Annotated in this window: 29 protein-coding genes; 12 read left to right on the top strand and 17 right to left on the bottom strand. The window is 69.9% G+C overall.

All coding sequences use genetic code 11. The features are described 5' to 3' along the window. Position 1: 1 nt before the first annotated feature. Positions 2 to 607 (bottom strand): sigma-70 family RNA polymerase sigma factor, encoded by a 606-nt coding sequence (locus tag ASC79_RS14620; protein WP_056017783.1) that lies wholly within the window; start codon positions 605 to 607, stop codon positions 2 to 4. Continuing rightward, positions 607 to 795 (bottom strand): NepR family anti-sigma factor, encoded by a 189-nt coding sequence (locus tag ASC79_RS14615; protein WP_056018017.1) that lies wholly within the window; start codon positions 793 to 795, stop codon positions 607 to 609. Before ASC79_RS14615 ends, ASC79_RS14620 begins: the two co-directional genes overlap by 1 nt. Positions 796 to 1,017: 222 nt before the next feature. Between ASC79_RS14615 and ASC79_RS14610 the strand changes: the two genes are divergently transcribed. Further along, a complete protein-coding gene (locus tag ASC79_RS14610) occupies positions 1,018 to 1,809 on the top strand; it encodes a response regulator (RefSeq protein WP_056017780.1) in 792 nt (263 codons plus the stop codon). Between the two features lie 74 nt (positions 1,810 to 1,883). After that, positions 1,884 to 2,057 (top strand): DUF1328 domain-containing protein, encoded by a 174-nt coding sequence (locus ASC79_RS20830; protein ID WP_082532123.1) that lies wholly within the window; start codon positions 1,884 to 1,886, stop codon positions 2,055 to 2,057. Here the strand turns inward: ASC79_RS20830 and ASC79_RS14605 are convergent. Further along, positions 2,054 to 2,332, bottom strand: a complete 279-nt coding sequence (locus ASC79_RS14605; RefSeq protein ID WP_082532122.1) for a hypothetical protein — start codon at positions 2,330 to 2,332, stop codon at positions 2,054 to 2,056. The two genes, ASC79_RS20830 and ASC79_RS14605, sit on opposite strands and share 4 nt — an antisense overlap. 20 nt (positions 2,333 to 2,352) lie before the next feature. After that, entirely contained in the window at positions 2,353 to 2,553 is a 201-nt protein-coding gene (locus ASC79_RS14600) for a hypothetical protein (protein WP_056017777.1), read from the bottom strand. A gap of 133 nt (positions 2,554 to 2,686) precedes the next feature. Here ASC79_RS14600 and ASC79_RS14595 point away from each other — a divergent pair, with 133 nt between their 5' ends. Further along, positions 2,687 to 3,001 carry a hypothetical protein gene (locus ASC79_RS14595; protein ID WP_056017774.1) on the top strand — a complete coding sequence of 105 codons (315 nt, stop codon included), beginning with the start codon at positions 2,687 to 2,689 and terminating at the stop codon, positions 2,999 to 3,001. A 201-nt stretch (positions 3,002 to 3,202) separates the two neighbouring features. On the opposite strand, the gene ASC79_RS14590 is transcribed toward ASC79_RS14595, so the two are convergent. Both ASC79_RS14590 and ASC79_RS14585 read right to left on the bottom strand, forming a co-directional pair. Beyond that, positions 3,203 to 3,652: an OmpA family protein gene (locus ASC79_RS14590; protein ID WP_056017771.1), complete on the bottom strand. Its 450-nt coding sequence runs from the start codon at positions 3,650 to 3,652 to the stop codon at positions 3,203 to 3,205. A 93-nt stretch (positions 3,653 to 3,745) separates the two neighbouring features. Then, positions 3,746 to 4,081 carry a YMGG-like glycine zipper-containing protein gene (locus ASC79_RS14585; protein WP_056018015.1) on the bottom strand — a complete coding sequence of 112 codons (336 nt, stop codon included), beginning with the start codon at positions 4,079 to 4,081 and terminating at the stop codon, positions 3,746 to 3,748. 140 nt (positions 4,082 to 4,221) lie between these two features. On the opposite strand from ASC79_RS14585, the gene ASC79_RS14580 reads away from it, so the two are divergent. Together ASC79_RS14580 and ASC79_RS14575 are read left to right on the top strand one after the other, a co-directional pair. Beyond that, the gene (locus ASC79_RS14580; RefSeq protein WP_056017768.1) at positions 4,222 to 5,106 is read left to right on the top strand and encodes a diacylglycerol kinase family protein; all 885 of its coding nucleotides are present in this window, start codon (positions 4,222 to 4,224) and stop codon (positions 5,104 to 5,106) included. Further along, the gene (locus ASC79_RS14575; RefSeq protein WP_327082828.1) at positions 5,103 to 5,903 is read left to right on the top strand and encodes a metallophosphoesterase; all 801 of its coding nucleotides are present in this window, start codon (positions 5,103 to 5,105) and stop codon (positions 5,901 to 5,903) included. Before ASC79_RS14580 ends, ASC79_RS14575 begins: the two co-directional genes overlap by 4 nt. Positions 5,904 to 5,932: 29 nt before the next feature. Here the strand turns inward: ASC79_RS14575 and ASC79_RS20825 are convergent, their stop codons facing one another. The 4 genes from ASC79_RS20825 to ASC79_RS14560 all read right to left on the bottom strand — a co-directional run bounded on the left by ASC79_RS20825 (position 5,933) and on the right by ASC79_RS14560 (position 7,586). Further along, entirely contained in the window at positions 5,933 to 6,106 is a 174-nt protein-coding gene (locus tag ASC79_RS20825) for a DUF1328 domain-containing protein (RefSeq protein ID WP_082532120.1), read from the bottom strand. Between the two features lie 63 nt (positions 6,107 to 6,169). Beyond that, positions 6,170 to 6,796 (bottom strand): superoxide dismutase, encoded by a 627-nt coding sequence (locus tag ASC79_RS14570; protein WP_056017765.1) that lies wholly within the window; start codon positions 6,794 to 6,796, stop codon positions 6,170 to 6,172. A gap of 77 nt (positions 6,797 to 6,873) precedes the next feature. Continuing rightward, positions 6,874 to 7,266 carry a hypothetical protein gene (locus ASC79_RS14565; RefSeq protein WP_056017762.1) on the bottom strand — a complete coding sequence of 131 codons (393 nt, stop codon included), beginning with the start codon at positions 7,264 to 7,266 and terminating at the stop codon, positions 6,874 to 6,876. Next, positions 7,263 to 7,586 carry a DUF883 family protein gene (locus ASC79_RS14560; protein ID WP_056017759.1) on the bottom strand — a complete coding sequence of 108 codons (324 nt, stop codon included), beginning with the start codon at positions 7,584 to 7,586 and terminating at the stop codon, positions 7,263 to 7,265. The genes ASC79_RS14565 and ASC79_RS14560 overlap by 4 nt, the downstream gene beginning before the upstream one ends. A gap of 173 nt (positions 7,587 to 7,759) precedes the next feature. Between ASC79_RS14560 and ASC79_RS14555 the strand changes: the two genes are divergently transcribed. Further along, complete coding sequence (locus tag ASC79_RS14555) at positions 7,760 to 9,169, top strand: HWE histidine kinase domain-containing protein (protein WP_056017755.1); 1,410 nt, start codon at positions 7,760 to 7,762, stop codon at positions 9,167 to 9,169. A 10-nt stretch (positions 9,170 to 9,179) separates the two neighbouring features. Here the strand turns inward: ASC79_RS14555 and ASC79_RS14550 are convergent, their stop codons facing one another. Together ASC79_RS14550 and ASC79_RS14545 are read right to left on the bottom strand one after the other, a co-directional pair. Beyond that, a complete protein-coding gene (locus tag ASC79_RS14550; protein WP_056017752.1) occupies positions 9,180 to 9,977 on the bottom strand; it encodes an alpha/beta fold hydrolase in 798 nt (265 codons plus the stop codon). A gap of 56 nt (positions 9,978 to 10,033) precedes the next feature. Next, complete coding sequence (locus ASC79_RS14545; protein WP_056017749.1) at positions 10,034 to 10,465, bottom strand: PaaI family thioesterase; 432 nt, start codon at positions 10,463 to 10,465, stop codon at positions 10,034 to 10,036. Between the two features lie 72 nt (positions 10,466 to 10,537). Here ASC79_RS14545 and ASC79_RS14540 point away from each other — a divergent pair, with 72 nt between their 5' ends. Beyond that, positions 10,538 to 11,095 carry a TetR/AcrR family transcriptional regulator gene (locus ASC79_RS14540; RefSeq protein WP_056017746.1) on the top strand — a complete coding sequence of 186 codons (558 nt, stop codon included), beginning with the start codon at positions 10,538 to 10,540 and terminating at the stop codon, positions 11,093 to 11,095. 93 nt (positions 11,096 to 11,188) lie between these two features. Here ASC79_RS14540 and ASC79_RS14535 read toward each other — a convergent pair whose 3' ends face one another. Next, on the bottom strand, positions 11,189 to 11,398 hold the full coding sequence (locus ASC79_RS14535) for a cold-shock protein (RefSeq protein ID WP_056017743.1): 210 nt from the start codon (positions 11,396 to 11,398) through the stop codon (positions 11,189 to 11,191). A gap of 239 nt (positions 11,399 to 11,637) precedes the next feature. Here ASC79_RS14535 and ASC79_RS14530 point away from each other — a divergent pair, with 239 nt between their 5' ends. After that, entirely contained in the window at positions 11,638 to 11,832 is a 195-nt protein-coding gene (locus ASC79_RS14530; RefSeq protein ID WP_327082827.1) for a hypothetical protein, read from the top strand. A 42-nt stretch (positions 11,833 to 11,874) separates the two neighbouring features. On the opposite strand, the gene ASC79_RS14525 is transcribed toward ASC79_RS14530, so the two are convergent. Then, a complete protein-coding gene (locus tag ASC79_RS14525; protein ID WP_056017737.1) occupies positions 11,875 to 12,504 on the bottom strand; it encodes a histidine phosphatase family protein in 630 nt (209 codons plus the stop codon). A gap of 2 nt (positions 12,505 to 12,506) precedes the next feature. Next, a complete protein-coding gene (locus ASC79_RS14520) occupies positions 12,507 to 13,715 on the bottom strand; it encodes a CaiB/BaiF CoA-transferase family protein (protein WP_056017734.1) in 1,209 nt (402 codons plus the stop codon). Between the two features lie 103 nt (positions 13,716 to 13,818). Between ASC79_RS14520 and ASC79_RS14515 the strand changes: the two genes are divergently transcribed. The 4 genes from ASC79_RS14515 to ASC79_RS14500 all read left to right on the top strand — a co-directional run bounded on the left by ASC79_RS14515 (position 13,819) and on the right by ASC79_RS14500 (position 16,504). Then, a complete protein-coding gene (locus ASC79_RS14515; protein WP_082532117.1) occupies positions 13,819 to 14,409 on the top strand; it encodes a DUF4142 domain-containing protein in 591 nt (196 codons plus the stop codon). Between the two features lie 154 nt (positions 14,410 to 14,563). Then, positions 14,564 to 15,247: a fumarylacetoacetate hydrolase family protein gene (locus tag ASC79_RS14510; RefSeq protein ID WP_056017728.1), complete on the top strand. Its 684-nt coding sequence runs from the start codon at positions 14,564 to 14,566 to the stop codon at positions 15,245 to 15,247. Then, the gene (gene maiA, locus ASC79_RS14505; RefSeq protein ID WP_056017726.1) at positions 15,244 to 15,888 is read left to right on the top strand and encodes a maleylacetoacetate isomerase; all 645 of its coding nucleotides are present in this window, start codon (positions 15,244 to 15,246) and stop codon (positions 15,886 to 15,888) included. Before ASC79_RS14510 ends, maiA begins: the two co-directional genes overlap by 4 nt. Continuing rightward, positions 15,881 to 16,504 (top strand): carbonic anhydrase, encoded by a 624-nt coding sequence (locus ASC79_RS14500; RefSeq protein WP_056017723.1) that lies wholly within the window; start codon positions 15,881 to 15,883, stop codon positions 16,502 to 16,504. Before maiA ends, ASC79_RS14500 begins: the two co-directional genes overlap by 8 nt. A 33-nt stretch (positions 16,505 to 16,537) precedes the next feature. Here the strand turns inward: ASC79_RS14500 and pbpC are convergent, their stop codons facing one another. After that, positions 16,538 to 18,589, bottom strand: coding sequence for a penicillin-binding protein 1C (pbpC, locus tag ASC79_RS14495; RefSeq protein WP_056017721.1), 2,052 nt, complete (start codon positions 18,587 to 18,589; stop codon positions 16,538 to 16,540). A gap of 172 nt (positions 18,590 to 18,761) precedes the next feature. Further along, positions 18,762 to 23,798, bottom strand: a complete 5,037-nt coding sequence (locus ASC79_RS14490) for an alpha-2-macroglobulin (RefSeq protein WP_056017718.1) — start codon at positions 23,796 to 23,798, stop codon at positions 18,762 to 18,764. Positions 23,799 to 23,895 lie beyond the last annotated feature (97 nt).

Raw genomic sequence — 23,895 nt, 5'->3', positions numbered from 1 at the left:
CCTATCGCGCGGAGCTCAGCCGCTCCGCGTCGGCCAGGATAGCGCTCATGGCGTCGCCCGCCGCGCTCCCGTCCCGCTCATACGAACCGTCTTCAAGAATGCTGTGCAGAGCCTTGCGCGCCCGGCTGACGCGGCTCTTCACCGTGCCGACGGCGCAGCCGCAAATCTCGGCCGCCTCCTCGTATGCGAATCCGCCGGCCCCGACGAGGATCAGCGCTTCGCGTTGTTCCGGCGGCAGTTGGGCCAGGGACAGCCTCAGCTCGTCCAGCGCCACCGGCGCTTCCGGATCGTCCACGGCCACCAGGGTCCGCTCGGCGGCTTCCTGGTCGAGCTGGCTCTGACGCCATGACCGTCGCTTTTCGGAGTAGAACTGGTTGCGCAGGATCATGAAGGTCCAGGCCTTCATGTTGGTGCCCATCTGGAAGCTGGCCCGCGCGTCCCAGGCCTTCATCATCGCATCCTGGGCCAGGTCGTCGGCGCTGGCCGGATCCCCGGCCAGGGTGCGGGCGAAGGCGCGAAGATGCGGGATGAGCTTTACGAGTTCGCGCTTGAACGCCTCGTCGTCACCTTGATTTTGCGTTGGCCGGGCCTTGTTGTGCTCGGCCATCAGCCGTTCTCCGCCGACTTCTTGTCCGCTTGGCGTAGAATGGCGAGAAACTCGTCCGGCACGGGCTCGCTGACGACTTCGTCAAACATCTGACGCAGTCGCACGCCGATCGCCTGTTGCCGAAGCCGGGCTTCGTCCAGCGCCGCGGGCGCTCGTCGCCGATCTTCTGTGGCACGCTGTTCTATCATGGCCTCGGCGCTCAGCTTTCGCGGAGCCCGCCCCCTCGGTTCGTCTTGGTCGCCCGTCAACGCCTCACCCCACCCAGGGTTCCAAACTCTAAACATAATCCCGTGCAGGAAAACCTCGTTCTGACGGAACCGGTTCCCAAGGCCAACGTTCGGGCACATGATGTTGCCTAAGGAGCCACTCCGGGCGGCTGCATCGAGCTCGAGAAATGGGAGGGGTTTGATTTGAGTCTTCTTGCCCGACTGGCGCCGCATCTTCCTTATGTCCGGCGTTATGCGCGCGCCTTGACTGGCGACCAGACGACTGGCGACCACTATGTCCGCGTGGCGCTTGAGGCGCTGGCGGCGGGTGATCGCGTGCTTGAGGCCAGCCTCACGCCGCGCGTTGCGCTGTATCACGTGTTCCACGCCATCTGGCTTTCCAGCGGCGCCCAGCTCGAGGCTCCGGCCGACGAGGAAGGCGACGATGCGAGCCGGCGGCTCATGCGGATCGCCCCGCGCTCGCGTCAGGCGTTCCTGCTGACCGCGCTCGAAGGCTTCACCCCGTCCGAGGCCGCGCAGATCCTCGGCGTCGACTTCCCCGAGGTCGAGCGTCTGATCTCCGAGGCCCAGGCCGACATCGACGCCGAGCTGGCGACCGACGTCCTGATCATTGAGGACGAGCCGGTCATCGCCGCCGACATCGAGGCGCTCGTCACCGAGATCGGTCACACGGTGGTCGATATCGCCGCCACCCGCACCGAGGCGGTCGACGCCGTCAACCGCAAGACGCCGGGTCTGGTGCTGGCCGACATCCAGCTCGCCGACGGTTCGTCGGGGATCGACGCGGTCAAGGACATCCTGGCCCGTCACGACGTGCCGGTGATCTTCATCACCGCCTTCCCAGAGCGCCTGCTGACCGGCGAGCGGCCCGAGCCGACCTTCCTGATCACCAAGCCGTTCCAGCCGGAAACCGTGAAGGCGGCGATCGGCCAGGCCCTGTTCTTCCATCCGCGGAACACCCGCAAAGCCGCCTAGGAACAGCTCTCCGGACCTCGCGTTCCCTCTAACGCCGCGCCACTCCTGGCGCGGCGTTTTCAGTGGAGATGCCGATGCTCGGTTGGGCGATTGTTTTCGCGGTTCTCGCGCTCATCGCGGGGTTCCTGGGGTTCGCCGGCCTGGCCGGTCTGGCGGCGAGCATCGCCAAGATTCTGTTTGTGATCTTCCTCGTGCTTTTGGTCGCGACCTTCGTGGTCCGGGCCGTGCGCGGCCGCTCCGTGCTCTAGCGCGGAGCCGGCGTGGCGCTGTCCGGCGTCGGGGTGGTCTGCAGCGTACCCGGCGCCGGCGCGCCCAGGTCGAACGACTGCGCCGTGCGGGCCGTGTGGGCCTTGCTCGGAGGAGCCGGTTGTTCCGCTGCACGCCAGGACCAGGCGCCGAACAGGGCCAGTGCGGCCAGCGCCGTGGACACCGCCAGGACCCAGAACATGTGCACGCCGAAACGTCCTTGGCGCGCACGTGTGGCGTTAAGGCCGGGGCGCGAAGTGTAGCGGGTCATCGCCATCTTGGATCGTCTCCAACAGTTTAAAACGGCATCTGGCCAAACGGGCCGGGCGGAGCTGGACGGTCGGCGTCGTGACGGGCCACGGACATTTCGCTGAGCACCGCTCCCGCCAGCGCGACAGCGGCGATCACCGCAACGGCCAGCCATCGGCGGCGCAACATGTGGCCGTGATCTCCATCGGCCTCCAGGAAGCCGAAACCTTCGTTCCGTTCTCGGATCATGGCCCTCACCCCTGACCACTGCGGGCCAGTTCGCCCACCCTTGGCTAACGTTCCTCGGGCGGCGGGCGTTCCCCCGGTGGATTTCTGGAGCCGACAGCTTCGCCAAGCGAGTGCGAGCGCCTATCTATGGGGCATGAACAGGACCAAGACTTTCGTCGGCGCCCTCGTGGGGCTCGCCCTCGCCGGGACCGCCAACGCTCAGCCCGTGAAGCTCGAAGGCACGATCGTGCGGGGGCAGGGCGGCGTCGTGCTCGGCGTCGTCGAGCGTGTGACCTATCGCGAGAACGGCGCGCCGGCCCAGGTGCTGGTGCGGCCCAAGGGTCCGGCCGGCGCCGGTCCGCGCAGTCTGTCCTATGGCGCGCTGCGCAAGGAGGGCGGCGACCTCTCGGCGCCGCTGACCCAGGCCGAGTTCAACGCCATGCCGGCGGTCAATGTCGAGCCGAAATAGGGCGGCGAAAAAACCGCCAAAAAAATCGCCTGTCGCGGGAACGGAAAGTCGGCGTGCGGGTTTTATGATTGCGGAGGCGGCGACGCCCCCCCCCGACTTGAGACCGGCGACCATGCCGGTCTGCCGCCTCCGCACCCCTTTTCTCGATGATGCGCACTCAAGAGGCGGGCCCTAGAGCCCGCCTTTTCTTGTGCGCGCCGTTTATGGCGCGCTGAGCTCCAGGGTGACGTCGGCGCGGCGGCGCAGCGGGCGGGCCTCGCCGTCTTGAGTCACGGCGCCGGTCTGGCCGGCGGCGGCCAGGTCGAATTCGGCGGCCGGCAGGCCGTTGGCGACCAGGGCCGTGGTCACCGAGGCCACGCGCTGCTTGGACAGCTCCATGTTGGCGCCCGGCGCGCCGACCGCGTCGGCCAGGCCCAGCACCTTCACGCGATCGATCTTGCAGGCCTTCGCCTGGCTGGCGGCCTGGGACAGCACGGCGCGGCCCTCTTCGGTGACCTCGGCGCTTTCCGGCTCGAAGTAGATATGCACGGTGACGTCGTCGCAGCCGGCCGGGGTTTCGATCTTCGCCCGCGCGTCGCCGGTCCCTGTGGCGCATCCCGCCAGGATCATGCTCGCGCCTGCGGCCATCGCCGCGACCGCCCACGTTTTCATTGCCAGACCCATGATACCGCCGCCCTCAAATGCCGATGGGCGGCAGCATAGCTGACCGCCCATCGGTGGCTAGTCTAGGTTGCGTGCGCGCGCTTAACGCGGGCTGCCGTCTTCCCAGTAATAGCGAGCCGAGCCGGAGTCGTAATAGTAGTACCGGCCCGCGCGCTCGTCGTAGTACTGGCGGCGGTTCTGGGTCTGGGCGCCGCAGCCGCCGTCCTGGCGACAACCGCGGACCGCGCCCGCGCCGCCGCCGAGGGCCGCGCCGATGGCTGCGCCGGTCCCAGCGTCCCCGCTGCCGACATTGTTACCGATCACGGCGCCGGCCAGGGCGCCGAGGGCCGCGCCGCCCGCAGCATTGCGTTCGACGTTGCCGGTGGTGGTGCAGGCCGACGCCAGCAGGCTCGCACCGGCCAGCGCGATGAACGGCATGAGAGATTTGGCCTTGAGCATATGGCTCTCCTTACTTATCCCGCCGACCCCAACGCGTGCTTTAAGGCAGAGTTCCGGGCGGAACCGCGCCCAACCGTCGCCGTTAGGGGGCTGCGCCCCGGGGCGCTGGTAGAGGACAGATGGCCCAGACACCGAAAATCTCCCGCATCGAGGCGGTGGTGAACCTCGCCTCCGGCGGCTCCACGGCCCAGGATGTCGAGCAGATGCGCGGCCTGCTGGCCGCGCACGGCGCGCACGCCAATGTCCAGGTGGCCGAGAACGGCGGCGAGATTGAGCGCCGCCTGCGCTCGGCCGTCGACGCCGCGCCCGATCTGCTTGTCGTGCTGGCCGGCGACGGCACGGCGCGCGCCGCCGCCGATATGGCCGGCCCGCAGGGGCCGATGATCGCGCCGCTGGCGGGCGGGACCATGAACATGCTGCCGCACGCGGTCTACGGCGCCGTTCCCTGGCAGGAGGCGCTCAAGGGCATCCTTGAGGATGGCGAGGAGCGGGCGATCGGCGGCGGCCTCGTCGAAGGCCGCAGCTTCCTTGTTGCGGCGATCCTCGGCGCCCCCGCGCTCTGGGCCCCGGCCCGCGAGGCGGTGCGTGAGGGGCAGTTCCGGCTGGCCTTCGCCCGCATGCGCCGCGCCTGGGGCCGAGCGTTCTCCGGCCGGCTCCGCTACTCCCTCGACGGCGGGCCGCGCGGCAAGGCCGAGGCCCTGGCCTTCCTCTGCCCGCTGGCCTCCAGCGCCCTTCCCAACGAGGCCCAGAGCCTGGAGGCGGCGGTGATCGACCCGCAGACCATGGCCGAGGCGGCGCGCATCGGCTTCAACGCCCTGGTCGACGACTGGCGCAACGATCCTGCGGTCAGCGCCGGCCCGTGCCGTCAGGCGCGGATCTGGGCGGCCAGCCGGGTGCCGGCAGTGCTCGACGGCGAGCCGGTCACCCTCGCCGCCAGCGCCAGCGTCGACTGGCGGCCCCAGGTCGCCCGTCTGCTGGCGCCGCGCGAGGAGAAGGCGGATTGATCCGGCTCGCGCATCTCTCGGACATCCATTTCGGCGGCGAGAACGTCGCGGCGGTGGCCGGTGCGGCGCGGGTGCTGAACGCAGGCGGCTTCGACCTCACCATCGTCTCGGGGGACCTGACCCAGTTCGGCGAGATCGGCGAGTTCGAGGCCGCCGCCGCGTGGCTGGCCAGCGTGCCGGGGCCGCAACTGGTCTGCCCGGGCAACCACGACGCGCCCTATCTGGCCTGGTGGGAGCGGTTCTTCAGCCCGTTCGGCCGCTTCGCCCGCATCATCGGGCCGGCCGAGACTCAGACCTTCAAGGCGCCGGGCCTGGCCGTACACGGCCTCAACACCGCCCGCGGCGTGCAGCCTCGCGCCAACTGGTCCAAGGGTCAGATCTCGCAGGCCCAGACCCGTACGGCGTTACGCTGGCTGGCGGGCGCTCCGCGCGAGGCGCTGAAAGTGGTGGTGGTGCACCATCCGCTGGTGGAAATGATCGGCGGCCCGATGACCGGCAAGGTCTGGGGCGGCGAGGCCGCCGCCCAGGCGCTGGCCGAGGGCGGCGTCGACCTGGTGCTGTCGGGCCATATCCACGCGCCGTTCGTCTGGCCCTATCCGTTCGGCGACGGCTGCGCCCAGGCGGTGGGCGCCGGCACCCTGTCGGTCCGCGAGCGCGGCGTGGCGCCCAGTTTCAACATCATCGAGGCCGACGAGGCCGAGATCCGTGTCGTCGCCCATAGCTGGAAGGGTTCGCGTTACGAGCCGATGCGGACCTGGGCGGTGGAGCGCAGACAGCAAAACGCCCGCCCCGGTTAGGGGCGGGCGTTCCGCGTTCTTCAGCTTCGCTAGAGCGCGCCGCGCCCTCGAACCATGTGCATGACGAGGGACACCACGAACAGCACCAGGAACACGAAGAATAGAATCTTGGCGACGCCCATCGCAGCGCCGGCGATGGAAGTAAATCCAAGCACGCCAGCGATCAAGGCGACTACCAGGAAGGTCAAAGCCCAACCAAGCATGTCGTTCCTCCGGTTATTTGATCCGGACCTATAAACGCTTAGCTGTCACTGACGTTCCGGGGACTAGACCGGTCCCGGATGGGTCCAGCCCTTTTCGCCCTTGCGGGCGGCGTCGTACTGGGCCTGGGCGAAGGTCCAATTGATCAGGGCGTCGAACCAGGCCTTCAGGAAGCCTTCGCGGTCGTTCTTGTGATCCAGATAGTAGGCGTGCTCCCACAGGTCGCAGACCAGCAGCGGCAGCACTCCGTCCTGGGTCAGCAGGTTCTCACCGTCGTGGCTGTCGACGATCGACAGCGTGTCGCCCTTGGCGGCCAGCCAAACCCAGCCGGAGCCGAAGTGGCCGACGCCCTTGGCCACGAACTGGGCCTTCAGCTGCTCCAGCCCGCCGAAGTCGCGCTCGATGGCGGCGGCGAGGTCGCCCGAGGCCTTCTGGCCGGGCGGGCTCATGCATTCCCAGAAGAAGGTGTGGTTCCAGGCCTGCGCCGAGTTGTTGAACAGCTTGGCCTTGCCGACCGCACCGCGCACGACCTCTTCCAGCGTGGCCGGCTTGTCGCCCGCCTCGTCCAGCATCTGGTTCATGACGTCGAAGTAGCGCTTGTGATGCTTGCCGTGGTGCAGGTGCATCGTGGCCTGCGAGATCACAGGCTCCAGCGCGTCGTGGGCGTACGGAAGGTTAGGCAGTTCAAACATAGCATTTTCCTACGGGGGAGGGAGGGCAGGCCAAGACCTGCCGTCCCACACTAACCCGAACTGCCGTGTTTGGTTCTCTAGGATTTGGAGGCGCGGCCGGCCATCAGCGCGGAGATGACGGTGGCTGTCGTGCGCGGGTTCTTCAGAGCCACCGCGGCGGCCGCCCCGACAATGCCGAGGGCGATCAGGGGCTTTGCCTGGGCCAGCTCGAACATCCGCGACGTCAGGTCCTTGTCCTGCTCGCGCTTGTGATGGCGGCGGGGCGGATTGGCCAGCATCAGCAGCACCATCCCGATAACCCCGGCCAGCACGGCCGCGGCCGCGGCCACCAGCACGCCGGCCCAGGCCTCACCGACCAGCGGCTTGAGGCCCGCATGCAGCGCCAGCGCCAGGAACACCACGCAGACGACCGCCGTCGCGGCGAGCGCGACGACGGCGGTGACGTAATAGATCGCTCGCTTCAGGATCAATTTTTGCGGCCGCTCGCGAGCAGCAGGCCGATCAGCAGCCCGACGCCGAGCGCCGCGCCGGTCGCCACCAGCGGGCGTTCCTTCACGCGTTCAACGACATAGCGCTGCGCATCGTCGATGTGCTCGCCGGCGTTGTCGGCATAGGTGCGGCTCTGGGCGCGGAGTTGCTCCAGGCTTTCGGCCACCACCTTTTCGAACTTCTTCGCGGCTTCGCCGAAGCTGCGCTGGGCCTCGGCCGACAGCTTGGAGGCGGAATCGGCCACCGATTGGGCCGCGGCCTTGGCTTCGTCTTTGGCGTGGTCGACGGCGTTGGTGGCCATGTCAGTTTCTCCAAGTATTCAGCAGGTAACGCAGGGATGGCATGGAAGCCTTGCCACAACGTCAAAGGCAATAGGCGGTTCCGAAAATTGACTGAAAGACTCCGCGTTCAAATCGAGGCATACAACCAGTGGTTCCTGTCGCTCGGACTCGAACCCGGCTTTATGGTCACGCGATGGTGAAGCCCGCAGCAGGCAGTCTGGACCACGAGCGCCTGGAGCTGGCGCTCCAATCGGCGCGCCTTGGCGACTACGAATGGGACATGGTCGCCGACGTCGTGCGCATCAGCCCGCGCATGTCCGAGATCAGCGGCCTGCCCGCCGGCGAGTGGCCGGCCGACCAGGGCGACTTCCTTTATCGCGGCGTACATCCGGACGACCGCGAGCGCACCCGCCGTTTCATGGAAGACTCGATGCGCGCCCACGGCCGCTTCGAGACCGAGTATCGCCGGATCCGCGAGGATGACGGCCGGACGGTCTGGATGCGCACCTCGGGCCTGCTGGTCCACGATGATGAGGGCCGCGCGATCCGCGCCGTCGGCGTCACCCAGGATGTCGGCGAGCGCCATGCCGAGGAAGACCGCCGCCGGGCCTTGATGGCCGAGCTGGATCACCGCGTGAAGAACGTGCTGGCCGCGGTGCAGGCGCTCGCCGTGCAGACCGCCAAGCGCACCACCTCGCTCGACAGCTTCCTGTCGACCTTCTCGGGCCGGCTCAAGGCCATGGCTTCGGCCAACGAACTGCTGACCGCCGCCCGCTGGCGCGGCGCGGCGATCGCCCACCTGGCCGCCGCCGAGCTTGGCGGCATCGCCCCGGGTCAGGCGCGCTGGGAGGGCCCGGAGCTGTTCCTCACCCCGCGCGCGGCCAACGCCCTGTCGCTGGCGCTGCACGAGCTGGCCACCAATGCCGTGAAGTACGGCGCGCTGTCCGTTGAGACCGGGCGTGTCGATGTCCGCTGGACGCGTATCGCCGATGGCGGCTTCGAGCTGTTCTGGAACGAGACCGGCGGCCCGCCGGTGCTGCAACCGACGCACAAGGGCTTCGGCACCACCCTGCTCAGCCAGGTCACCGGCCGTGAGCTGAACGGCGAGGCCGAGGTCGAGTACCGCCGCGCCGGCGCCAGCGCGCGGCTGCGCGCGGGACCGGCGGCCGTGGTCTCGCGGCCCGATACGGTGCCGGAGGCGCCGGCTCCTCGGAAGATCGAGGCGACGCCGGCGGCCCAGGGCTCGACGGACCTGCGCGGCAAGCGCGTGCTGATCGTCGAGGACGCGGTGCTGCTGGCGCTGGAGCTCGAGACCGGTCTTTCAGAGGCAGGCGCCCTGGTGGTCGGCCCGGCCTACGAGCTGGAAGAGGCGATGAACCTGCTTGGCTCGGAGATCGACGCCGCCGTGCTGGACGCCAATCTCAACGGCCTGTCGGTGACGCCGGTGGCCGAGGCCCTGGCCGCGCGCGGCGTGCCCTTCGTCTTCGCCACCGGCTATGGCGACAGCGGCGCGCCGATGGGCTTCGACGCCCCGATCATCCGCAAGCCCTACGACGTGACCCAGGTCGCCGCCGCCGTCGCGGGCCTGTTCTCCCACCGCTAGGTGGCCCGTCCTACGCCTGCAGGAAGGCGATCATCTCGCGCACCGCGCTGCGGTCCTGGATCATGAACAGGTGCCCGCCCTCATAGAAACGCAGCTCCGCCCCGGGGATGCGTCCGGCCAGCTTTTCCAGCGTCGCGGGCAGGGCGATGCCGTCATAACGGCCGCCGGCCACCAGGGTCGGGACGCCGATCTGGTCCAGCCGGTCCCAGGTGTCGTGATCGGCCCGCGCCTCCAGCTGGCGATGCGCGCCCTCCGCCCGTCCGGGCTCGCCTTCGAAAGGGTCGGTCGAGCTCATGGCGATGATCGCGGCGTAGGCGTCGGGATTGGCCTGCGCCCAGGCCGCATCGCGGCGGGTGTCGGAGATCGGCGTCAGGTGCTTGGCGCGGGCCTCGCCCTTCAGGTGTTCGATCTCGTGGAACGCAAAGGACGCCCCGCCCGCGCCGCCGGGCGACGTGCAGGCCAGCACCAGCCGGCGCACGCGCCCCGGATGGCGCAGGGCCAGTTCCTGGGCGACCATGCCGCCGAACGAGACCCCGACCACGTGGGCGCTGTCCCAGCCCTGGCTCGTCATCAGCGCCGCCGCGTCGTCGGCGTAGTCGGCCATCGAATAGCGCACGTCCGGCTTGTCCGACCGCCCCAGGCCCCGCTGATCGTAGGAGATCATGTCGAACGCCTTGGCGAACGGCCCGTCGAACTGGTTCGGTTTCACCCGCAGGTCGCCGCCGGTGCCGGAGATGAACAGCAACGGCGCGCCTTCGCCCGCCCGTTCGAAATAGAGGTTCAGGCCGTTGACGGCGGCGATCGGCATGGACGCGCTCCCCAAGCTTGTTCTTGCCGCCATGGGCGCCGCCACGTCCCTCGGCGTCAACCGTTCTCCTTCTCCAGCCGCACCTGCTGCGCGCTGGCCTTGGCGATCAGCACGTCGTCCTCGCGCCGGAACTCCGCCTCGACCGTGATCAGCCGCCGGCTCGAGGCCGTCACCTTGGCCTCGATCAGCAACGGCCGCGCCCAGGCGACCTTCAGGAACTGCAGCTGCAGGTTCACAGTCCGGAAGTACGCCTCGTCCGGCGTCACCGTCATGGCCGCGAAGGCCAGGATCTGGTCGGCCAGGGCGGCGATGTAGCCGCCGAACATCGACCCGTCGCCGTTCATCACCTCGGGGTGCGGCTCCCAGCGCTTGCGCACCCAGCCCGGCCCCCAGTCGTCCAGCAGGCCGAGCTTCAGGGTGTGCACCACGGCCGGCGCATCGACCGTCCCCGCCTTGATCTGATCCAGCCGTTCGGTCGCCCAACTCATTTGCCACTCCTCGTTGCGGCGGTCACAATCCGAGCTGAGCTCAGGTTTGACGACTCGCTTTCCGGAGGCTGCATGGCCCGCCCCCCGCAACTCCCGCGCCGCGCGCCGAAACAGGCCCGCGCCCAGGCCACCCAGGAGGCCATCTTCCAGGCCACGGCTCAGATTCTGGAGAACGAGGGCGAGGGCGCATTCACCACCAATCGCGTCGCCGAAGTGGCGGGGGTGAGCGTCGGCAGCCTCTACCAGTACTTCCCGAACAAGCAGGCGATCCTCATCGCCATGGCCCTGGCCGAAAACGCCAAGGTGCGGGCCCTCGTCGCGGCGGCGGGCAAGGACCGCTCGCGGGTCGCCATCCGCGCCCAGATCGGCATCTGGGCCGACAAGCCGGCCACCCGCCGCGCGGCCCTGCGCGCGATGCTGCACGCCGATGAAAGCAAGTCCCTGGCGCGCGAGAGCGACGAGACCCTGGCCCTGCTCAAGGGGCCGACCCGGGCCGAACTGGACCACTTCGTCAGCACCCGCGCGGTGTTGGGCGTCATCCGCGCCGCGGTGCTGGAGGGCTATCCCCATCTGCACGATCAGGGCTTCGAGGACGCCCTCGTCCGGCTGGTCGCGCGCGATCGGGACTGACGAGTTTACGCCTTTGCCCACGCCCAAAAAGAAAACGGCCCAGCTCCCGTCGGGGAACTGGGCCGTTGATCTCTCAGCCTTGCGGCTGTGGCTTTAGGCCGACTGCAGTTGGCCAGCCGAGAACTTGCCGCTGCGCTGGTCGCGCTCCAGCTCGAAGCTCAGCTTCTGGCCTTCATGCAGCGAACCCAGGCCGGCGCGCTCCACCGCCGAGATGTGCACGAACACGTCCGCGCCGCCATCGTCAGGCTGGATGAAACCGAAGCCTTTTTGGCCGTTGAACCACTTCACAACACCGGTTTTCATACAATCGTCCCTTTCCGGACATGAGTTCTCGCGCCCAGAGCGGGTCGCTCGATCAAATTTTCGGAGAGGTCCGGAGGCAATTGTGAAGCTGTACTTCCGAAGGACACAGCGCCACGGCAGCGAGCCAAAACGACATTTGACCCTCGTAGCCTGCGCAAAAAACCGCCCAGTCGCAAGAAATATTTAGAAAAATCTCTAAACCCCGCTTTCCTGTGCTAAGCTGCGGGATGCAAAAAGGTTTGGAACGGGCCGTTCTGACGGTCGCACTTCGTGATGGCATGTGGGCCGTCGAATTGGACGGCGATCACTTCGGGCACTCGCCGGACAAGGATGTCGCCAAGGCCGCGGCCAACAAGCGAGCCCGCCAAGTCCAGGACGACGGTCGTCCCTGCCAGGTCCGCGTCAGCGGCGAACTCGGCTTCTTCGCAGTCTAGAATCCAACGACGCCGCCGGGCGGGCGAACGCCTGCGCGGCGGCTAAAGGCCCGCCATGTGGCCAAGGTCGTTGAGGAACTGCACGCCGCGGTTCTGCAGCATGTCCTCCTCGCGCAGATGTGTGATCCCGCCTGATCCGGCGCGGAAATTGACGTGGCCGGCGTTCTCGATCGGCAGGCCGATCCAGCGAGCCACTACAAAGGTCATGGCGAAGCCGTGGGTGACGATCACCGCCGTCGGGCTCCGACCGGCGATCACCCGGTCGACGCCGCGATAGACCCGGGTGGCGAACTCGCGCTTGGTCTCCGCCCCTTCCACGCCCATGCGATTGTCCAGCCGGTCGCCGTCGCGGGACGGAAACCGGATGCGCTCGTCCAGCCAGGCCTGAGGCTTGCCGCCCGCGACGCCATAGCTGATCTCGCGCAGGTCGGGATCGGCGACAATCGGAACGCCCAGCCTTGCGCCGATCGGCTCGGCGGTCTCGTAGGCGCGCTTGAGGTCCGAGGCGTAGATCTCCACCGCCCGGCCATCCACCAGTTCGGCGACCCGCGCCGCGATCGCATCGGCCTGCCGCCGGCCGCGCTCGGTCAGCGAGGTGTCGTGCCAGCCGCCGACCACGTCCTCTACGTGGTGCAGCGACTCCGCGTGGGTGACCACGAAGATGTCCTTCACCGCTAGACGATCCCCTTGGTCCGCAGCGCCGCCACCGCGTCGGGCGCTAACCCCAGTTCGCCCAGCACCTCGTCGGTATGCTGTCCCAGGTCGGGCCCGGGCCAGCGCACGGCGCCCGGTGTCTCCGACAGCTTTGGGAAGGCGTTCTGCATCTTCACCTTGCCGAATGCAGGGTGGGGCAGCTCAACGATCGCCTCGCGGGCCTGGTACTGCTCGTTCTCCAGCATGTCGGGCGCGCGGAACACCCGGCCGCAGGGAATCCCGCTGGCTTCCAGGTGCGCGATCAGGTCGCCCAGCGTCCAGGTCGCGGTCCAGGCGGCGATGATCTCGTCCAGTTCCTTCTGGTTCTCGCCGCGCGCCGCGTGGCTGACGAACTTCGGGTCGGCCGCCAGGTCGGGCTGCGCCATCGCCTCGGCCAGCCGCGCGAACACGGTGTCGCCGTTGCCGCCGATCAGGATCATCTCGCCCTCCGCGCACGGATAGACGTTGGACGGCGCGATGCCCGGCAGGATCGAGCCCGAGCGCTCGCGGACATAGCCGGTCAGGTCGTACTCGGTGACCAGGTTCTCCATCACCGCCAGCACGCTCTCGTACAGCGCCGCGTCGATCATCTGGCCGCGGCCGGTGCGCTCGCGCGCGTGCAGGGCCATGGTGATCCCCATCACCGCATGCATGGCGGTCAGGCTGTCGCCGATCGAGATGCCGGCCCGCGCCGGCGGCCGGTCCGGCTCGCCGGTCACGTGGCGCAGGCCGCCCATCGCCTCGCCGATCAGCCCATAGCCGGCGCGCTTGGCGTAGGGTCCGGTCTGGCCGAAGCCCGACACCCGCGCGACGATCAGCCGGGGATTGCGGGCGCTGAGCGCTTCATAGCCCATGCCCCACTTCTCCAGCGTGCCGGGCCGGAAGTTCTCGATCAGCACATCGGCCTGGTCGATCAGCTTGAGCGCGATCTCGCGGCCCTCGGGCGTGCGCAGGTCCAGCCCGACCGAACGCTTGTTGCGCCCGATCACCGGCCACCAGGGCGACAGTCCCTTGGGCAGGCTGCGGCCCCACTGGCGCATCGGATCGCCAGTCTTGGGATCTTCGATCTTGACCACGTCGGCGCCGAAATCGCCCAGGATCTGGCCGCAGAACGGGCCGGCGATCAGCGTCCCCATCTCCACGACCTTCAGGCCCTTGAGCGGCCCGTTGTTGGCGGCGGCTTCGGTCACGTTTTCTCCCTCCCCGGAACGGATCACACGTCCGTGAGTTCTGGACGGGCGCCTGTCCGTTGGACCCGCGCTGAACATCTTAGTCAATCTTGAGGAGGGTTTGATGACCCGACACCTGCTGATCGCGGGCGCGGCTGTGGCTGCCTTTTCGCTGGCCGCTTGCGGGCAAAAGACCGAAGCCGAGGGCGCTGCGACGCCCGCCCAACAGGCGGCGACGCCTGACGCAAATCCGGCCGCCACCATCCCCACGCCGTCCAACGAGGCGGCGGCGCCCGACTTCGTCGCCAAGGCCGCCGCCAGCGACATGTTCGAGATCGAGGCGGCCAAGCTCGCCCAGACCAAGGCCAAGAGCGCCGAGGTGAAGAAGTTCGCCGCCGACATGGTCACCGCCCACACCAAGTCGACCGAGGCCCTGAAGAAGGCGATCGCCGACTCCGGTCAGACCGTGCTGGTTCTGCCGACGGCCCTGCCCGCCGACCTGCAGGACAAGCTCACCGACCTTGGCAAGGCGGAGAACTTCGACAAGGCCTATATGGATAACCAGGTCGACGCCCATCAGGCCGCGCTCGACCTCCTGCAACGCTACGCCCAGGACGGCGACGTCGCGGGCATCAAGGCCTTCGCCGCCACCACCGCCGTCACGGTGCAGCAGCACCTCGACAAGGCCCGCACGGTCCGCGACGCCGTGAAGTAGAACTCCGCGGTGGCGTCTCGGCTTTCGGCCGCCCGGTCGGGAGCCGGGACGACACACGGATCGTCTCGCGGGGAACGCCTTCCCGCAAAAAACCCCTCGTCCTCCCACTACGGCAGGGTTCACATCACCCCTTCCCAGGCGTAAGGGCGGCGCTATGACATCCTATGTCCTGCCGCCCGAAGCTCCCGCCTCCGTGCCCGTGGAGGGCGAGACGGCGGTCTTTCCGGTCCGCCGCATTCTCTGCGTCGGTCGCAACTACGCCGCCCACCGCCGCGAAATGGGGGGCGACGACCGCGATCCTCCGTTCTTCTTCGCCAAGCCCGCCGACGCGGTGGTCCCGCCCGGCGAGGCGGTTCCCTATCCGCCGCGCACCACCGACCTGCATCACGAGATCGAGCTGGTCGTCGCCCTGAAGGGCGGCGGCTCCGACGTGCCGGTCGAGCAGGCCCTGGGGCTGGTCTACGGCTACGCGGTCGGCGTCGACTTGACCCGCCGCGACCTGCAGAACGCCGCCAAGGGCAAGGGCCATCCCTGGGACGCCGCCAAGGGCTTCGACGCCTCGGCCCCGATCTCGGCGATCCGCAAGTGGGACGGCGCGCCGCCGCAGGGCCGCATCGCGCTGAGCGTCAACGGCCAGCTCCGCCAGGAGGGCCAGGTCGCCGACATGATCTGGAACCTCGCCGAGGTGATCGCCGAGGCCTCCAAGCTCTGGACGCTGGCTCCCGGCGACCTGATCTTCACCGGCACCCCCGAGGGCGTCGGCCCCATCGTCCCCGGCGATGTCGTCGAGGGTGAGGTCGAGGGCGTCGGCCAACTCAAGTTCACGGTGTCAGCATGAGCCTCACCCTGCATTCCTACTGGCGCGCCACCGCGCCCTACCGCGTGCGCATCGGCCTTAATCTGAAGGGCCTCGACTACGGCTATGTCGGGGTGAACCTGCTGAAGGGCGAGCAGCACGCCGACGACTATGTGACCAAGCGCAACCGCCAGCACCTGACCCCGGCGCTGGAGGCGGACGGCCACGTGCTCGTCCAGTCCCTGGCGATCCTGGAATGGCTGGAGGAGACGCATCCGCAGCCGGCCCTGCTGCCGGCAGACGCCTTCGACCGCGCGACGGTGCGGGCCATGGCCGCCATCGTCGCCTGCGACATCCATCCGCTGAACAACATGCGCATCCAGAAGGCGCTCGAGCAGGCCGGCGTCGATGAAGCCGGCCGTCTCGAATGGAGCCAGCGCTGGATCGTCGACGGCTTCTCGGCGCTCGAGCCGATGGTCGCGCGCCACGGCCAGGGCTTCGCCTTCGGCGCCGCGCCGACCCTCGCCGACTGCTGCCTTGTCCCCCAGGTCTACTCGGCCCAGCGCTACAAGGTCGACCTGTCGCCATTCCCGGCGATCGCCGCGGCCGCCGCCCACGCGGGCGAGCACCCGGCCTTCGCCGCCGCCCATCCCGATCGCCAACCGGACGCCGTGCATGCTTGAGGACCTGAAGGAAAACAACCGCCGCTGGGCGGCTGGAAAGCTCTCCGTCGACCCCGGCTTCTTCGAACGCCTGGTCGCCCAGCAGAGCCCCGAATATCTCTGGATCGGCTGCTCCGACAGCCGCGTCCCGGCCAACGAGATCGTCAATCTCGATCCGGGCGAGCTGTTCGTGCACCGCAACGTCGCCAACCTCGCCCCGCCGCAGGACGCCAACTACCTGTCGGTGCTGCAGTTCGCGGTCGACGTGCTGAAGGTGAAGCACATCATGGTCGTCGGCCACTATGGCTGCGGGGGCGTCGCCGCCGCGGTCGACGGCAAGCGCCGTGGTCTGGTCGACCACTGGCTGCACCCGATCCGCGAGGTCTACGCCGAGCACCGCGACGAGCTGGAGGCCCTGCACGACCACGAGCGGATCGACCGCCTGATCGAGCTCAACGTCATGCGCCAGGTCCGCAACGTCGCCTCCGACGTCTTCGTCCAGGACGCCTGGGCCCGCGGCCAGAACCTCAGCGTCCACGGCTGGGTCTACTCGATCGCCAACGGCCTGGTCACCGACCAGAACTGCACCATCAGCGGCCCCGGCGACCTCGACAAGGCCCGCGACGAGGGACAGTAGCTTCAGTCTGCATTGCACCCCTCTGGGGCGCGGCTACTTCACCCGGACCCGCGCGCTGGCCTTGCGGCCGGCCTCGTCGACCACGGTCAGACGGTAGAAGCCCGGACCATTCGGCCGCCAGATCGTCCGCCCACTGACGGGATCGGCGGTCAGCGGCTCGCCGGCTACGTACCAGGAAAGGCCTTCGCCGCCGGCGGCGAGCGCCAGCCCGCGCGAGGCCGGGCCGAACGCCTCGACCTGCACCGTCGACCCGTCCGGCGGGAAGATCAGCCGCGGGCCGACGTCTCGCGTCTCCAGCCGGGCCAGCGCCGGCGGGGCGTCGCGCGGCGCGATCGGCCGCGGCGCGCTGGCCGGCGCATCGAGCAGGTCGGCGGCGTCGAACAGCAGCGGCAGCGCCGCGTCCCGCCCGGTCAGCCCGCCGCGCGCGCCGCCGTCGGCCCGGCCGGTCCACACCACGATCACGTAGCGCCCGACCAGCCCGGCGGCCACCGCGTCACGGAAGCCGTAGGAGGTGCCGGTCTTGAAGGCCATCACCGGCCGGCCCCTGGTCAGGGCCGAAGCCGTCGCCCCGGCCGGCGGCGGGGTCTCTCGCAGGATGGCCAGAACTTGGTCGGCGGCCTCTTCGCGCATCAGCCGCCGCCCGCCTTGGCGTTCGCGCCGCGCCGCCTCGTCCTGCGTCCAGGCCAGCGGCTTGGCCATGCCGTCGTCGCCCAGCGCCGCATAGAGCACGGCCAGGTCGCGTAGGGTGATCCCGACCCCGCCCAGCGCCATGGCCAGACCGGCCTCGCGGGTCTGGGCCTTGGGCCGCACGAGGTTGACGCCGGCCGAGTCGATCCGCGCCTCGAAGGCCGCGGGCCCGACCTTGTCCAGCAGCTCCACCGCGGGCACGTTCAGCGAATAGGTCAGGGCCTCGCGCGCGGTGACCTTGCCGCGGAACACGCGGTCGAAGTTCTCCGGCTGATAGTCGCCGAACCGCCGCGCCGCATCGTCGATCTGGGTGTCGGGCGCCGCCAGCCCGTCGTCGAAGGCGAAGCCATAGATGAACGGCTTCAGGGCCGATCCGGGCGAGCGCACCGCCCGGGTCATGTCGATCCAGCCGCCGGGCCGCGCCAGCCCGCCCGAACCGACCGCCGCGCGCACCGCCCGGCCCTCCAACTCCACCACCAGGATCGCCGCCGTCGCCTCGGGGCCCTGGCTCTGCGCCATCCGGGCGGCCAGCGGCTCCAGCCGCGCCTGCAGCCCGGCGTCCAGCGTGGTCAGCACCGAGGCCTGGTCGACCGGCGCGGCCCGCGCCAGTTCGCCGGCGACGTGCCAGGCCAGGGCCGGGAACGCCGCGCGGCCGGGCAGGGGCTCTTCCTCGGCCTCGGCGGCGGCGACCTCGCTCAGCGCGCCTGTCCGGATCATCTTGTCCAGCACCCCTCGCCGCGCCGCCCGCGCCGCTTCCGGCCGCCTGTCGGGGCGCCGCGCCTCGGGCGATTGCGGCAGTGCGATCAGCAGCGCCTGCTCGCCGGCGGTCAGGGTCTCCGGCTCGTGCCCGAAGTAGGACAGGCTCGCCGCCCGCACGCCCTCGAGGTTGCCGCCATAGGGGGCCAGCGTCAGGTACAGCGCCAGGATCTCGCGCTTGCTGAGCCGCGCCTCGATCTGCACCGCGCGGATCATCTCGATCAGCTTGGCGGCGATGGTCCGCGGCCGCGGCTCCAGCAGCCGCGCGGTCTGCATGCTCAGCGTCGAGGCGCCCGAGCTCACCCGTCCGGAGGCCAGCGCCGACCCGGCCGCCCGCGCCACCGCCAGCGGATCGACGCCAGGATGGATCCAGAACCGCGCGTCCTCGATCTGCACCAGCCGTTTCTGGAACGTCGGGTCGGTGCGTGTCAGGTCGGCGCGGATGCGCCAGCGCCCGTCCTCCACCGGCAGCGCCCGCAGCCACGCCCCGCGCCGGTCCAACGCCACCGGCGATGACCGCTCCGCCCGGCTCATGTCCGGCGGCAGCACGGCATCCACCGCGAACACCGCGACCTCCACGCCCAGCAGGGCGATCAGGCCAAGGGTGATGGCGCGTACTTGTTTCGCAGCGGCGAGGTTCATGCGCCTTAGAGTGTCATCCCGGTTTCGGCCGCAAGGCCGAAGACCGGGACCCATGAACACCGGGTCATGCCGGAAAGGGAGCCGCCCGCGCCAAGAACTCGACGCGAGGCGTCAATGGGTCCCGGCCATCCGCTCCGCTCCAGCCGGGATGACACCTTGTAATGCGTCTGCGTCATTGCCCCGGCGCGATCACCGTGCGGCTGGCGCCGGTGCGCGCGTTCAGGCTCGGACGGTACATGTCCTTGGCCTGCGCCCCCGGCAGCAGGAAGTCGCCCGGCGTCACCGCCCGCGCCACATAGGCGAAGGTGAAGTCGCCCTTGCCGGCCAGGTCCATGGCCGCGACATAGCGGTCGTCGCGGGCCTCCTGGACGTCGGCGCTGGAGAGCTCGCCCAGGAACTTGAACGGCCCGTTCTGGGCGTCGTCCGGTCCCAGCACGGTCTCGATCTCGAAGCCGGCGGGCAGCGGATCGTCCACCACCAGCGACATCGACCGCGCCTGGCCCGAGCGGCCCGACACCACCACGATCACCCGGTCTCCCTGGGTGAGCGCCGAGGCGTCGACCGAGCCGCCGGTGAAGCCGACCAGCCGCTTGCTCAGCGAGATGCCGTTGTCCTCGGCGGGCGGCGGGGCGACCGGCGTGCCGGTCACCGTCACCGTGCGCCACAGCGCGCCCTTGCCGGCGTTGACGAAGCTCGCCTCGGCCAGCTTGCCGACCGCCCAGCGCGGCGTGCCGCCGACGGTGGTCAGCGGCTGCGCGCCCTTGGCGTCGATGCGGATCGCGCCGGCCGCCTTCAGCATCCAGTGGGCGGCCTGCAGCAGGCGCGCCTGTTCCTGGGTGTTGAGGCTGTCGGGGTCCTTCACCGCGTTCTCCAGGCGCTTCTGGAGGCCGCGGGCCAGGTCCGGCTCGCCGGCCTCGTAGGCCAGGGCGATGACGGCGGCGATGTCGCGCAGCGGGCTCTGGTACCAGTCGCTCTCCTCGCGATAGCCCAGCGAGGCGATCGCCTGGCGCAAGGCCGAGCGCGCCCGGGCCTTGTCGCCCATCATCGCCAGGCCTGCTCCGACCTGGGCCTTGGCCAGCGGCGAGGCCTCGGTCTTCATCTGCACGTCGTGCCACCAGCGCAGGCGCGCCAGATCGCCGCGTCCGCCCTTGGCCAGCACATAGAGCGCATAGGCCGAGGCGCGGCTGCGCATCCGCTCGGTCGCCTTCTTGGAGGCGTCCGATCCGCCGGCCCACCACGTCGGATACTCCATCCGATAGGAGACCGAGGCCCAGCCGTCCGGCCGCGAGACCTGGCGCATGGCGCTCAGCGCCCGATCGATGGCCTCCTGCGGCACCGGCGTCCCGGCCTTCTGCGCTTCCAGCAGGAAGTCGGTGACATAGGCGCCCAGCCAGGGATCGGCCTCGCCGTCGCCGACCCGCCAGAGCCCAAAGGCCCCGTCCAGGGTCTGCCGGTCCAGCAGCCGCCCGACCGCGCCGGCCAGGGCCAGCGACGAGCGCTTCACCTTCGGATCGGCCGACATCTCCGCCGCATAGATCAGCGGATAGGCGCCCGACACCGTCTGCTCGGTGCAGCCATAGGGATAGCGCGACAGGGCGCTGGCGATCGGCGCCGGGTCGAACCCGCGGAACGGCGAGTAGCTGACGTGCAGGCTCACGTCCCCGGCCGCCAGCCCGGCCAGCAGGGCCGAGGCGGGCGTGTAAGATGCGCCCGGCTGCTGCAGCTCGTAGGTCGTCCGCGTGATCGGGCTCCAGCCCAGCCGCGTCTGGATCGGATAGTCCTTGGCGGTGGCGAAGCCGGGTCCCGAGACCTTGAAGCCGACCTGGCCGACGCCGGCCCGGCCCGGCGCGCTGAACGGGATCCGTTCGGCCACCCGCTGACCCAGGGCCAGCTGGAAAGCCTTCCTGAACGGCGCGAGCACCCCGCCGCCGCTGGTCAGCTCGGTGACGTACGCGCCGACCTTGCCTTCGATGTTGTGCAGCTCCAGCGTCGCGAACGCCTTGTCGCCCGGCGCCAGGAAGCGGGGCAGGGCGAGGTCGGCGACCACCGCCTCGCGCACGGTCAGCGGCTTGCTGGCCGACCCGACCGCGGTGTCGGTCCAGGCCACGGCCATCAGCCGCAGCTCGCCGTTGAACTGGGCGGCCGGCAGCTTGATCACCGCCTTGCCGTCGAGCCCGGTCTCGACCACGCCCGACCACAGGGCCACGGTCTTGATCGGGGTGACCGAGAGCCCCTCGCCGCCGATACCGTCGGCGCCGAAGCTGACATTGGCCGGCGCCCCAAGGTTCGGGTCCAGCAGCCGCCCGTAGTCGTCGCGGTAGTCGAGCGTCAGCGCCCGCTTGCCGAAGTACCACTTCACCGGATCGGGGCTCTGGAACTTGGTCAGCTGCAGGATGCCCTCGTCGACCGCCGCCAGCGTGACCCGCGCGCGGCCGCCGAAGCCGGCGCCCTTGATTGTGATCGGAACCTCGACCGCGGCCTTGGAGTCGATCTTGGCCGGAGTGTTCAGCTCGACCGTCAGTTTGCGGTCCTTCGGGTCCAGCGGCACATAGACCAGCCCCAGCGCCCGCCGCGGCTTGGGCGAGGCGACCGGGTCGCGCGGCTGCACCACGCTGACCAGCACATAGGCCCCGCCGCCCCAGGCGGCGCTGGTCTTCAGCCGCACCGTCGCCCCGTCCTTGCCGACGGTCACGGTCTTCAGGTCGATCAGCCGGTCGGTGGCGACCGCGATCTGCGCCTCGCCGGCATAGGGCGGCTTCAGGGTGATCTCGACGGTGTCGCCCTGCGCATACGGCTTGGCCCCGGCGCTGACCCGCACGAAGTCGGGGGCCTCGACGTCCTTGGCAGGCGCGCCCCAGCCGGAGGCGAAGCGGATGACGCTCCTGGCGCCGCCCGGCCCGGTCATCTCCAGCCGGTAGTCGCCCCATCCCAGCCGCCGCGCGACGCGCGAGGGCTGGCCCGCGGCGATGTTCACATTGGCCTTCGCCACCACGACGTCGCGGCTGGTCCGCCGCCACTGCCAGCGGCCGTCCTGCTGGAACCAGTCGTAGTCCCAGTTCTCGGAGATCAGGGTGTAGGTCGTCCCCGGCGCGGCGATCCGCTGGCCGGCCGCGTTCACCGCGATCAGGTCGATGAGCATGGTCGGATCGCCCGACCCGCTGGAATCGCCCTGCTCGATCTTGGCGCCCAGATAGACCGCCTTGGTCCGCACCTTCAGGTCCAGGCCTTCGCGCACCGGGCGCCCGCCCGGCTCGAACACGCTGGCGGTGAAGGTCGCGGTCAGCGGCTGGGGCGTGTCGCCGGCCTCTTCCGACGACAGCGCCAGCACCGCGCGGCCGTCGCCATCGGTCACCGTCTGGCCGATCTCCAGGAACTTCTCGGCGAACGGCTCGCGCTGGTCGCCCCACTGATAGTTCTCGAAGGCCGGGAAGGGATTGGGGTCGACGCGCAGCCGCGCCTCGCCCTGCGTCTGCAGGCCCGCGCCCGCCGCGCCGTAGAGGAAGCGCGCGGTGACGTCGATGTTGCGGGTTTCGCCACCCTTCAGCGGGACGGACTCCTGGCCCGTGGCGGTCACCGCCAGCCTCTGCGGCGCGAAGTCCTCGACCTGGAACGACAGCTCGCCGGCCGGCTTGTCCAGCCCGTCGATCTCCAGCTTGGCGGTCCAGCGCCCGCGCGGCGCGCTCTTGGGCAGATCGATGTCCACCGGCACGGCGCCCAGCGGGGCCTTGTCGAAGGGATAGCGCTTGAACTCCACGCCCGAGGGCCGGCGCACGACGATCGCGCCCTTGCGGTCCTTCACCGCCTTGGCCTCACGGTCGCGCAGCAGGGCGTTCAGGTGGACGGTTTCGCCGGGCCGATAGATGCCGCGGTCGGCATAGAGATAGCCGTCGATGGCGGTCTGGGCCGTGCGGCCCGACACGCCGCTGTCCTCGGTGCGCCCGCCGATCCCCTGCTTTGACAGGTCCACCGGCGCTCGGTCCAGGTCCAGCACCGCCAGGTCGCCCTGGTCGCCATAGGCCATCACCATCTTGGCGTCGGCCGCGCCCTCGCCGTCCAGCAGCGGACGGTCGAACCGCACCCGGCCCTGGGCGTCGCTCTGCGCCACCGCCAGGTCCTCGCCGTTGCGCGCCACCAGGGCCACGCGCACGTTCGCCATCACCTTGGCGGTCTTCAGCGAGCGGACCACCACGTCCAGCGCCTCGGAGCCGTCGTAGCCCGACAGCGCCATGTCGGTGAACACCACCCAGCGCCGCGCCTGGGCCGGCGGATTGGGGTCGTAGTCGTCCTCGCTGCCCTCGCCCTTGATCGAGCGCCCGCCCGAGGCGTCGCGCACCTTGATCACATAGGCGCCGGGCTTCATCTCCTTCAGCACCGCGCCCAGCGGGAAGACCGTGGTCACCCGCTCGCCGGTCCCCTGGGAACTCACCGGCAGCTCGCCCTTCCAGACCACGCGGCCCTCGTCGTCGGGGCTGTCGGAGCCGTAGTCGCTGGGGTACTCGCCCTCGCCGGTGGGATCGGGGGCGCTGATCGACTTGCGCACCAGGTTGCGGTCGACGACGCGCCAGACCTCGACGGACAGGCGGCTGACGTTCACCGTCTCGATCCCGACCCCGTCGGAATCCTCGCGCGGCAGGATCACGCCCTCGCCGGCGAACCCGACATAGGGCGGCTTCTCACCAAAGGTAAAATCGACGTCGGCGTTGGCCGCCAGCGTCTCGCCGCCCCTGGACGGCAGCCCTTTGAGCAGCGTCACGCGGCGATCGGCGAAGCCGGTCCCGGCCACGCAGAGCTCCGAGCCCTTCACGGTGACGGCGGGCGCGCCGCCCAGGTCAGGCGAGATCAGCACATAGTCGGCATAGGACTTGGCCGGGTCCAGCGGCCGGGTCAGCTCGATGCAGGCGGCCGGCTGGTTGCGCGAGGTGTCGATCCGGTGACGCCAGACCGCAAAGCCTTCCGGCTTGGGGATTCCACGCCGCGCGGCCTTGGCGTCGCGCGGCTTGCCGAACAGCGACCAGCCCTGCGCGCCCGGCGCGGCGAGCGTCTCCTCCGCCGGCTTGCCGAACCAATCGACGCCCTTGGCCGACAGCACCCCGCCGCCGAACGCCGCGATCACCAGGCCCGCGGCCATCAGCCCGGGCATCTTGCTGGCGCGCAGTTTGGCCAGCCAGCCCTTCGGCTGCGGCGTCTCCGGCGTCTGGTCGCTCGCCATCGGTCTCTCTCAAGCTGGACAGAATGTCGCAGCGATGGGACGCGAAAGGCTCTGCGCCGTCAATCACGGGTAGGCGCCCGTCCCCAGCCGGCCCACA

The sequence above is a fragment of the Phenylobacterium sp. Root1290 genome (genome assembly GCF_001425305.1).
GTDB lineage: Bacteria > Pseudomonadota > Alphaproteobacteria > Caulobacterales > Caulobacteraceae > Phenylobacterium.
This window is presented reverse-complemented; position numbering and strand designations above follow the sequence as displayed.

What these genes read in the sequence shown, in the direction of transcription:
- ASC79_RS14595 (WP_056017774.1), top strand. Translation starts at nt 2,687, where the DNA reads ATGAACAGGACCAAGACTTTCGTCGGCGCCCTCGTGGGGCTCGCCCTC.
- maiA (WP_056017726.1), top strand. Translation starts at nt 15,244, where the DNA reads ATGAGCCTCACCCTGCATTCCTACTGGCGCGCCACCGCGCCCTACCGC.
- ASC79_RS14605 (WP_082532122.1), bottom strand. Translation starts at nt 2,332, where the DNA reads ATGGCGATGACCCGCTACACTTCGCGCCCCGGCCTTAACGCCACACGT.
- ASC79_RS14580 (WP_056017768.1), top strand. Translation starts at nt 4,222, where the DNA reads ATGGCCCAGACACCGAAAATCTCCCGCATCGAGGCGGTGGTGAACCTC.
- ASC79_RS14515 (WP_082532117.1), top strand. Translation starts at nt 13,819, where the DNA reads ATGACCCGACACCTGCTGATCGCGGGCGCGGCTGTGGCTGCCTTTTCG.
- ASC79_RS14540 (WP_056017746.1), top strand. Translation starts at nt 10,538, where the DNA reads ATGGCCCGCCCCCCGCAACTCCCGCGCCGCGCGCCGAAACAGGCCCGC.
- ASC79_RS14490 (WP_056017718.1), bottom strand. Translation starts at nt 23,798, where the DNA reads ATGGCGAGCGACCAGACGCCGGAGACGCCGCAGCCGAAGGGCTGGCTG.
- ASC79_RS14550 (WP_056017752.1), bottom strand. Translation starts at nt 9,977, where the DNA reads ATGCCGATCGCCGCCGTCAACGGCCTGAACCTCTATTTCGAACGGGCG.
- ASC79_RS14535 (WP_056017743.1), bottom strand. Translation starts at nt 11,398, where the DNA reads ATGAAAACCGGTGTTGTGAAGTGGTTCAACGGCCAAAAAGGCTTCGGT.
- ASC79_RS14585 (WP_056018015.1), bottom strand. Translation starts at nt 4,081, where the DNA reads ATGCCGTTCATCGCGCTGGCCGGTGCGAGCCTGCTGGCGTCGGCCTGC.
- pbpC (WP_056017721.1), bottom strand. Translation starts at nt 18,589, where the DNA reads ATGAACCTCGCCGCTGCGAAACAAGTACGCGCCATCACCCTTGGCCTG.
- ASC79_RS14600 (WP_056017777.1), bottom strand. Translation starts at nt 2,553, where the DNA reads ATGATCCGAGAACGGAACGAAGGTTTCGGCTTCCTGGAGGCCGATGGA.
- ASC79_RS14545 (WP_056017749.1), bottom strand. Translation starts at nt 10,465, where the DNA reads ATGAGTTGGGCGACCGAACGGCTGGATCAGATCAAGGCGGGGACGGTC.
- ASC79_RS14570 (WP_056017765.1), bottom strand. Translation starts at nt 6,796, where the DNA reads ATGTTTGAACTGCCTAACCTTCCGTACGCCCACGACGCGCTGGAGCCT.
- ASC79_RS14560 (WP_056017759.1), bottom strand. Translation starts at nt 7,586, where the DNA reads ATGGCCACCAACGCCGTCGACCACGCCAAAGACGAAGCCAAGGCCGCG.
- ASC79_RS20825 (WP_082532120.1), bottom strand. Translation starts at nt 6,106, where the DNA reads ATGCTTGGTTGGGCTTTGACCTTCCTGGTAGTCGCCTTGATCGCTGGC.
- ASC79_RS14500 (WP_056017723.1), top strand. Translation starts at nt 15,881, where the DNA reads ATGCTTGAGGACCTGAAGGAAAACAACCGCCGCTGGGCGGCTGGAAAG.
- ASC79_RS20830 (WP_082532123.1), top strand. Translation starts at nt 1,884, where the DNA reads ATGCTCGGTTGGGCGATTGTTTTCGCGGTTCTCGCGCTCATCGCGGGG.
- ASC79_RS14510 (WP_056017728.1), top strand. Translation starts at nt 14,564, where the DNA reads ATGACATCCTATGTCCTGCCGCCCGAAGCTCCCGCCTCCGTGCCCGTG.
- ASC79_RS14590 (WP_056017771.1), bottom strand. Translation starts at nt 3,652, where the DNA reads ATGAAAACGTGGGCGGTCGCGGCGATGGCCGCAGGCGCGAGCATGATC.
- ASC79_RS14620 (WP_056017783.1), bottom strand. Translation starts at nt 607, where the DNA reads ATGGCCGAGCACAACAAGGCCCGGCCAACGCAAAATCAAGGTGACGAC.
- ASC79_RS14555 (WP_056017755.1), top strand. Translation starts at nt 7,760, where the DNA reads ATGGTGAAGCCCGCAGCAGGCAGTCTGGACCACGAGCGCCTGGAGCTG.
- ASC79_RS14615 (WP_056018017.1), bottom strand. Translation starts at nt 795, where the DNA reads ATGATAGAACAGCGTGCCACAGAAGATCGGCGACGAGCGCCCGCGGCG.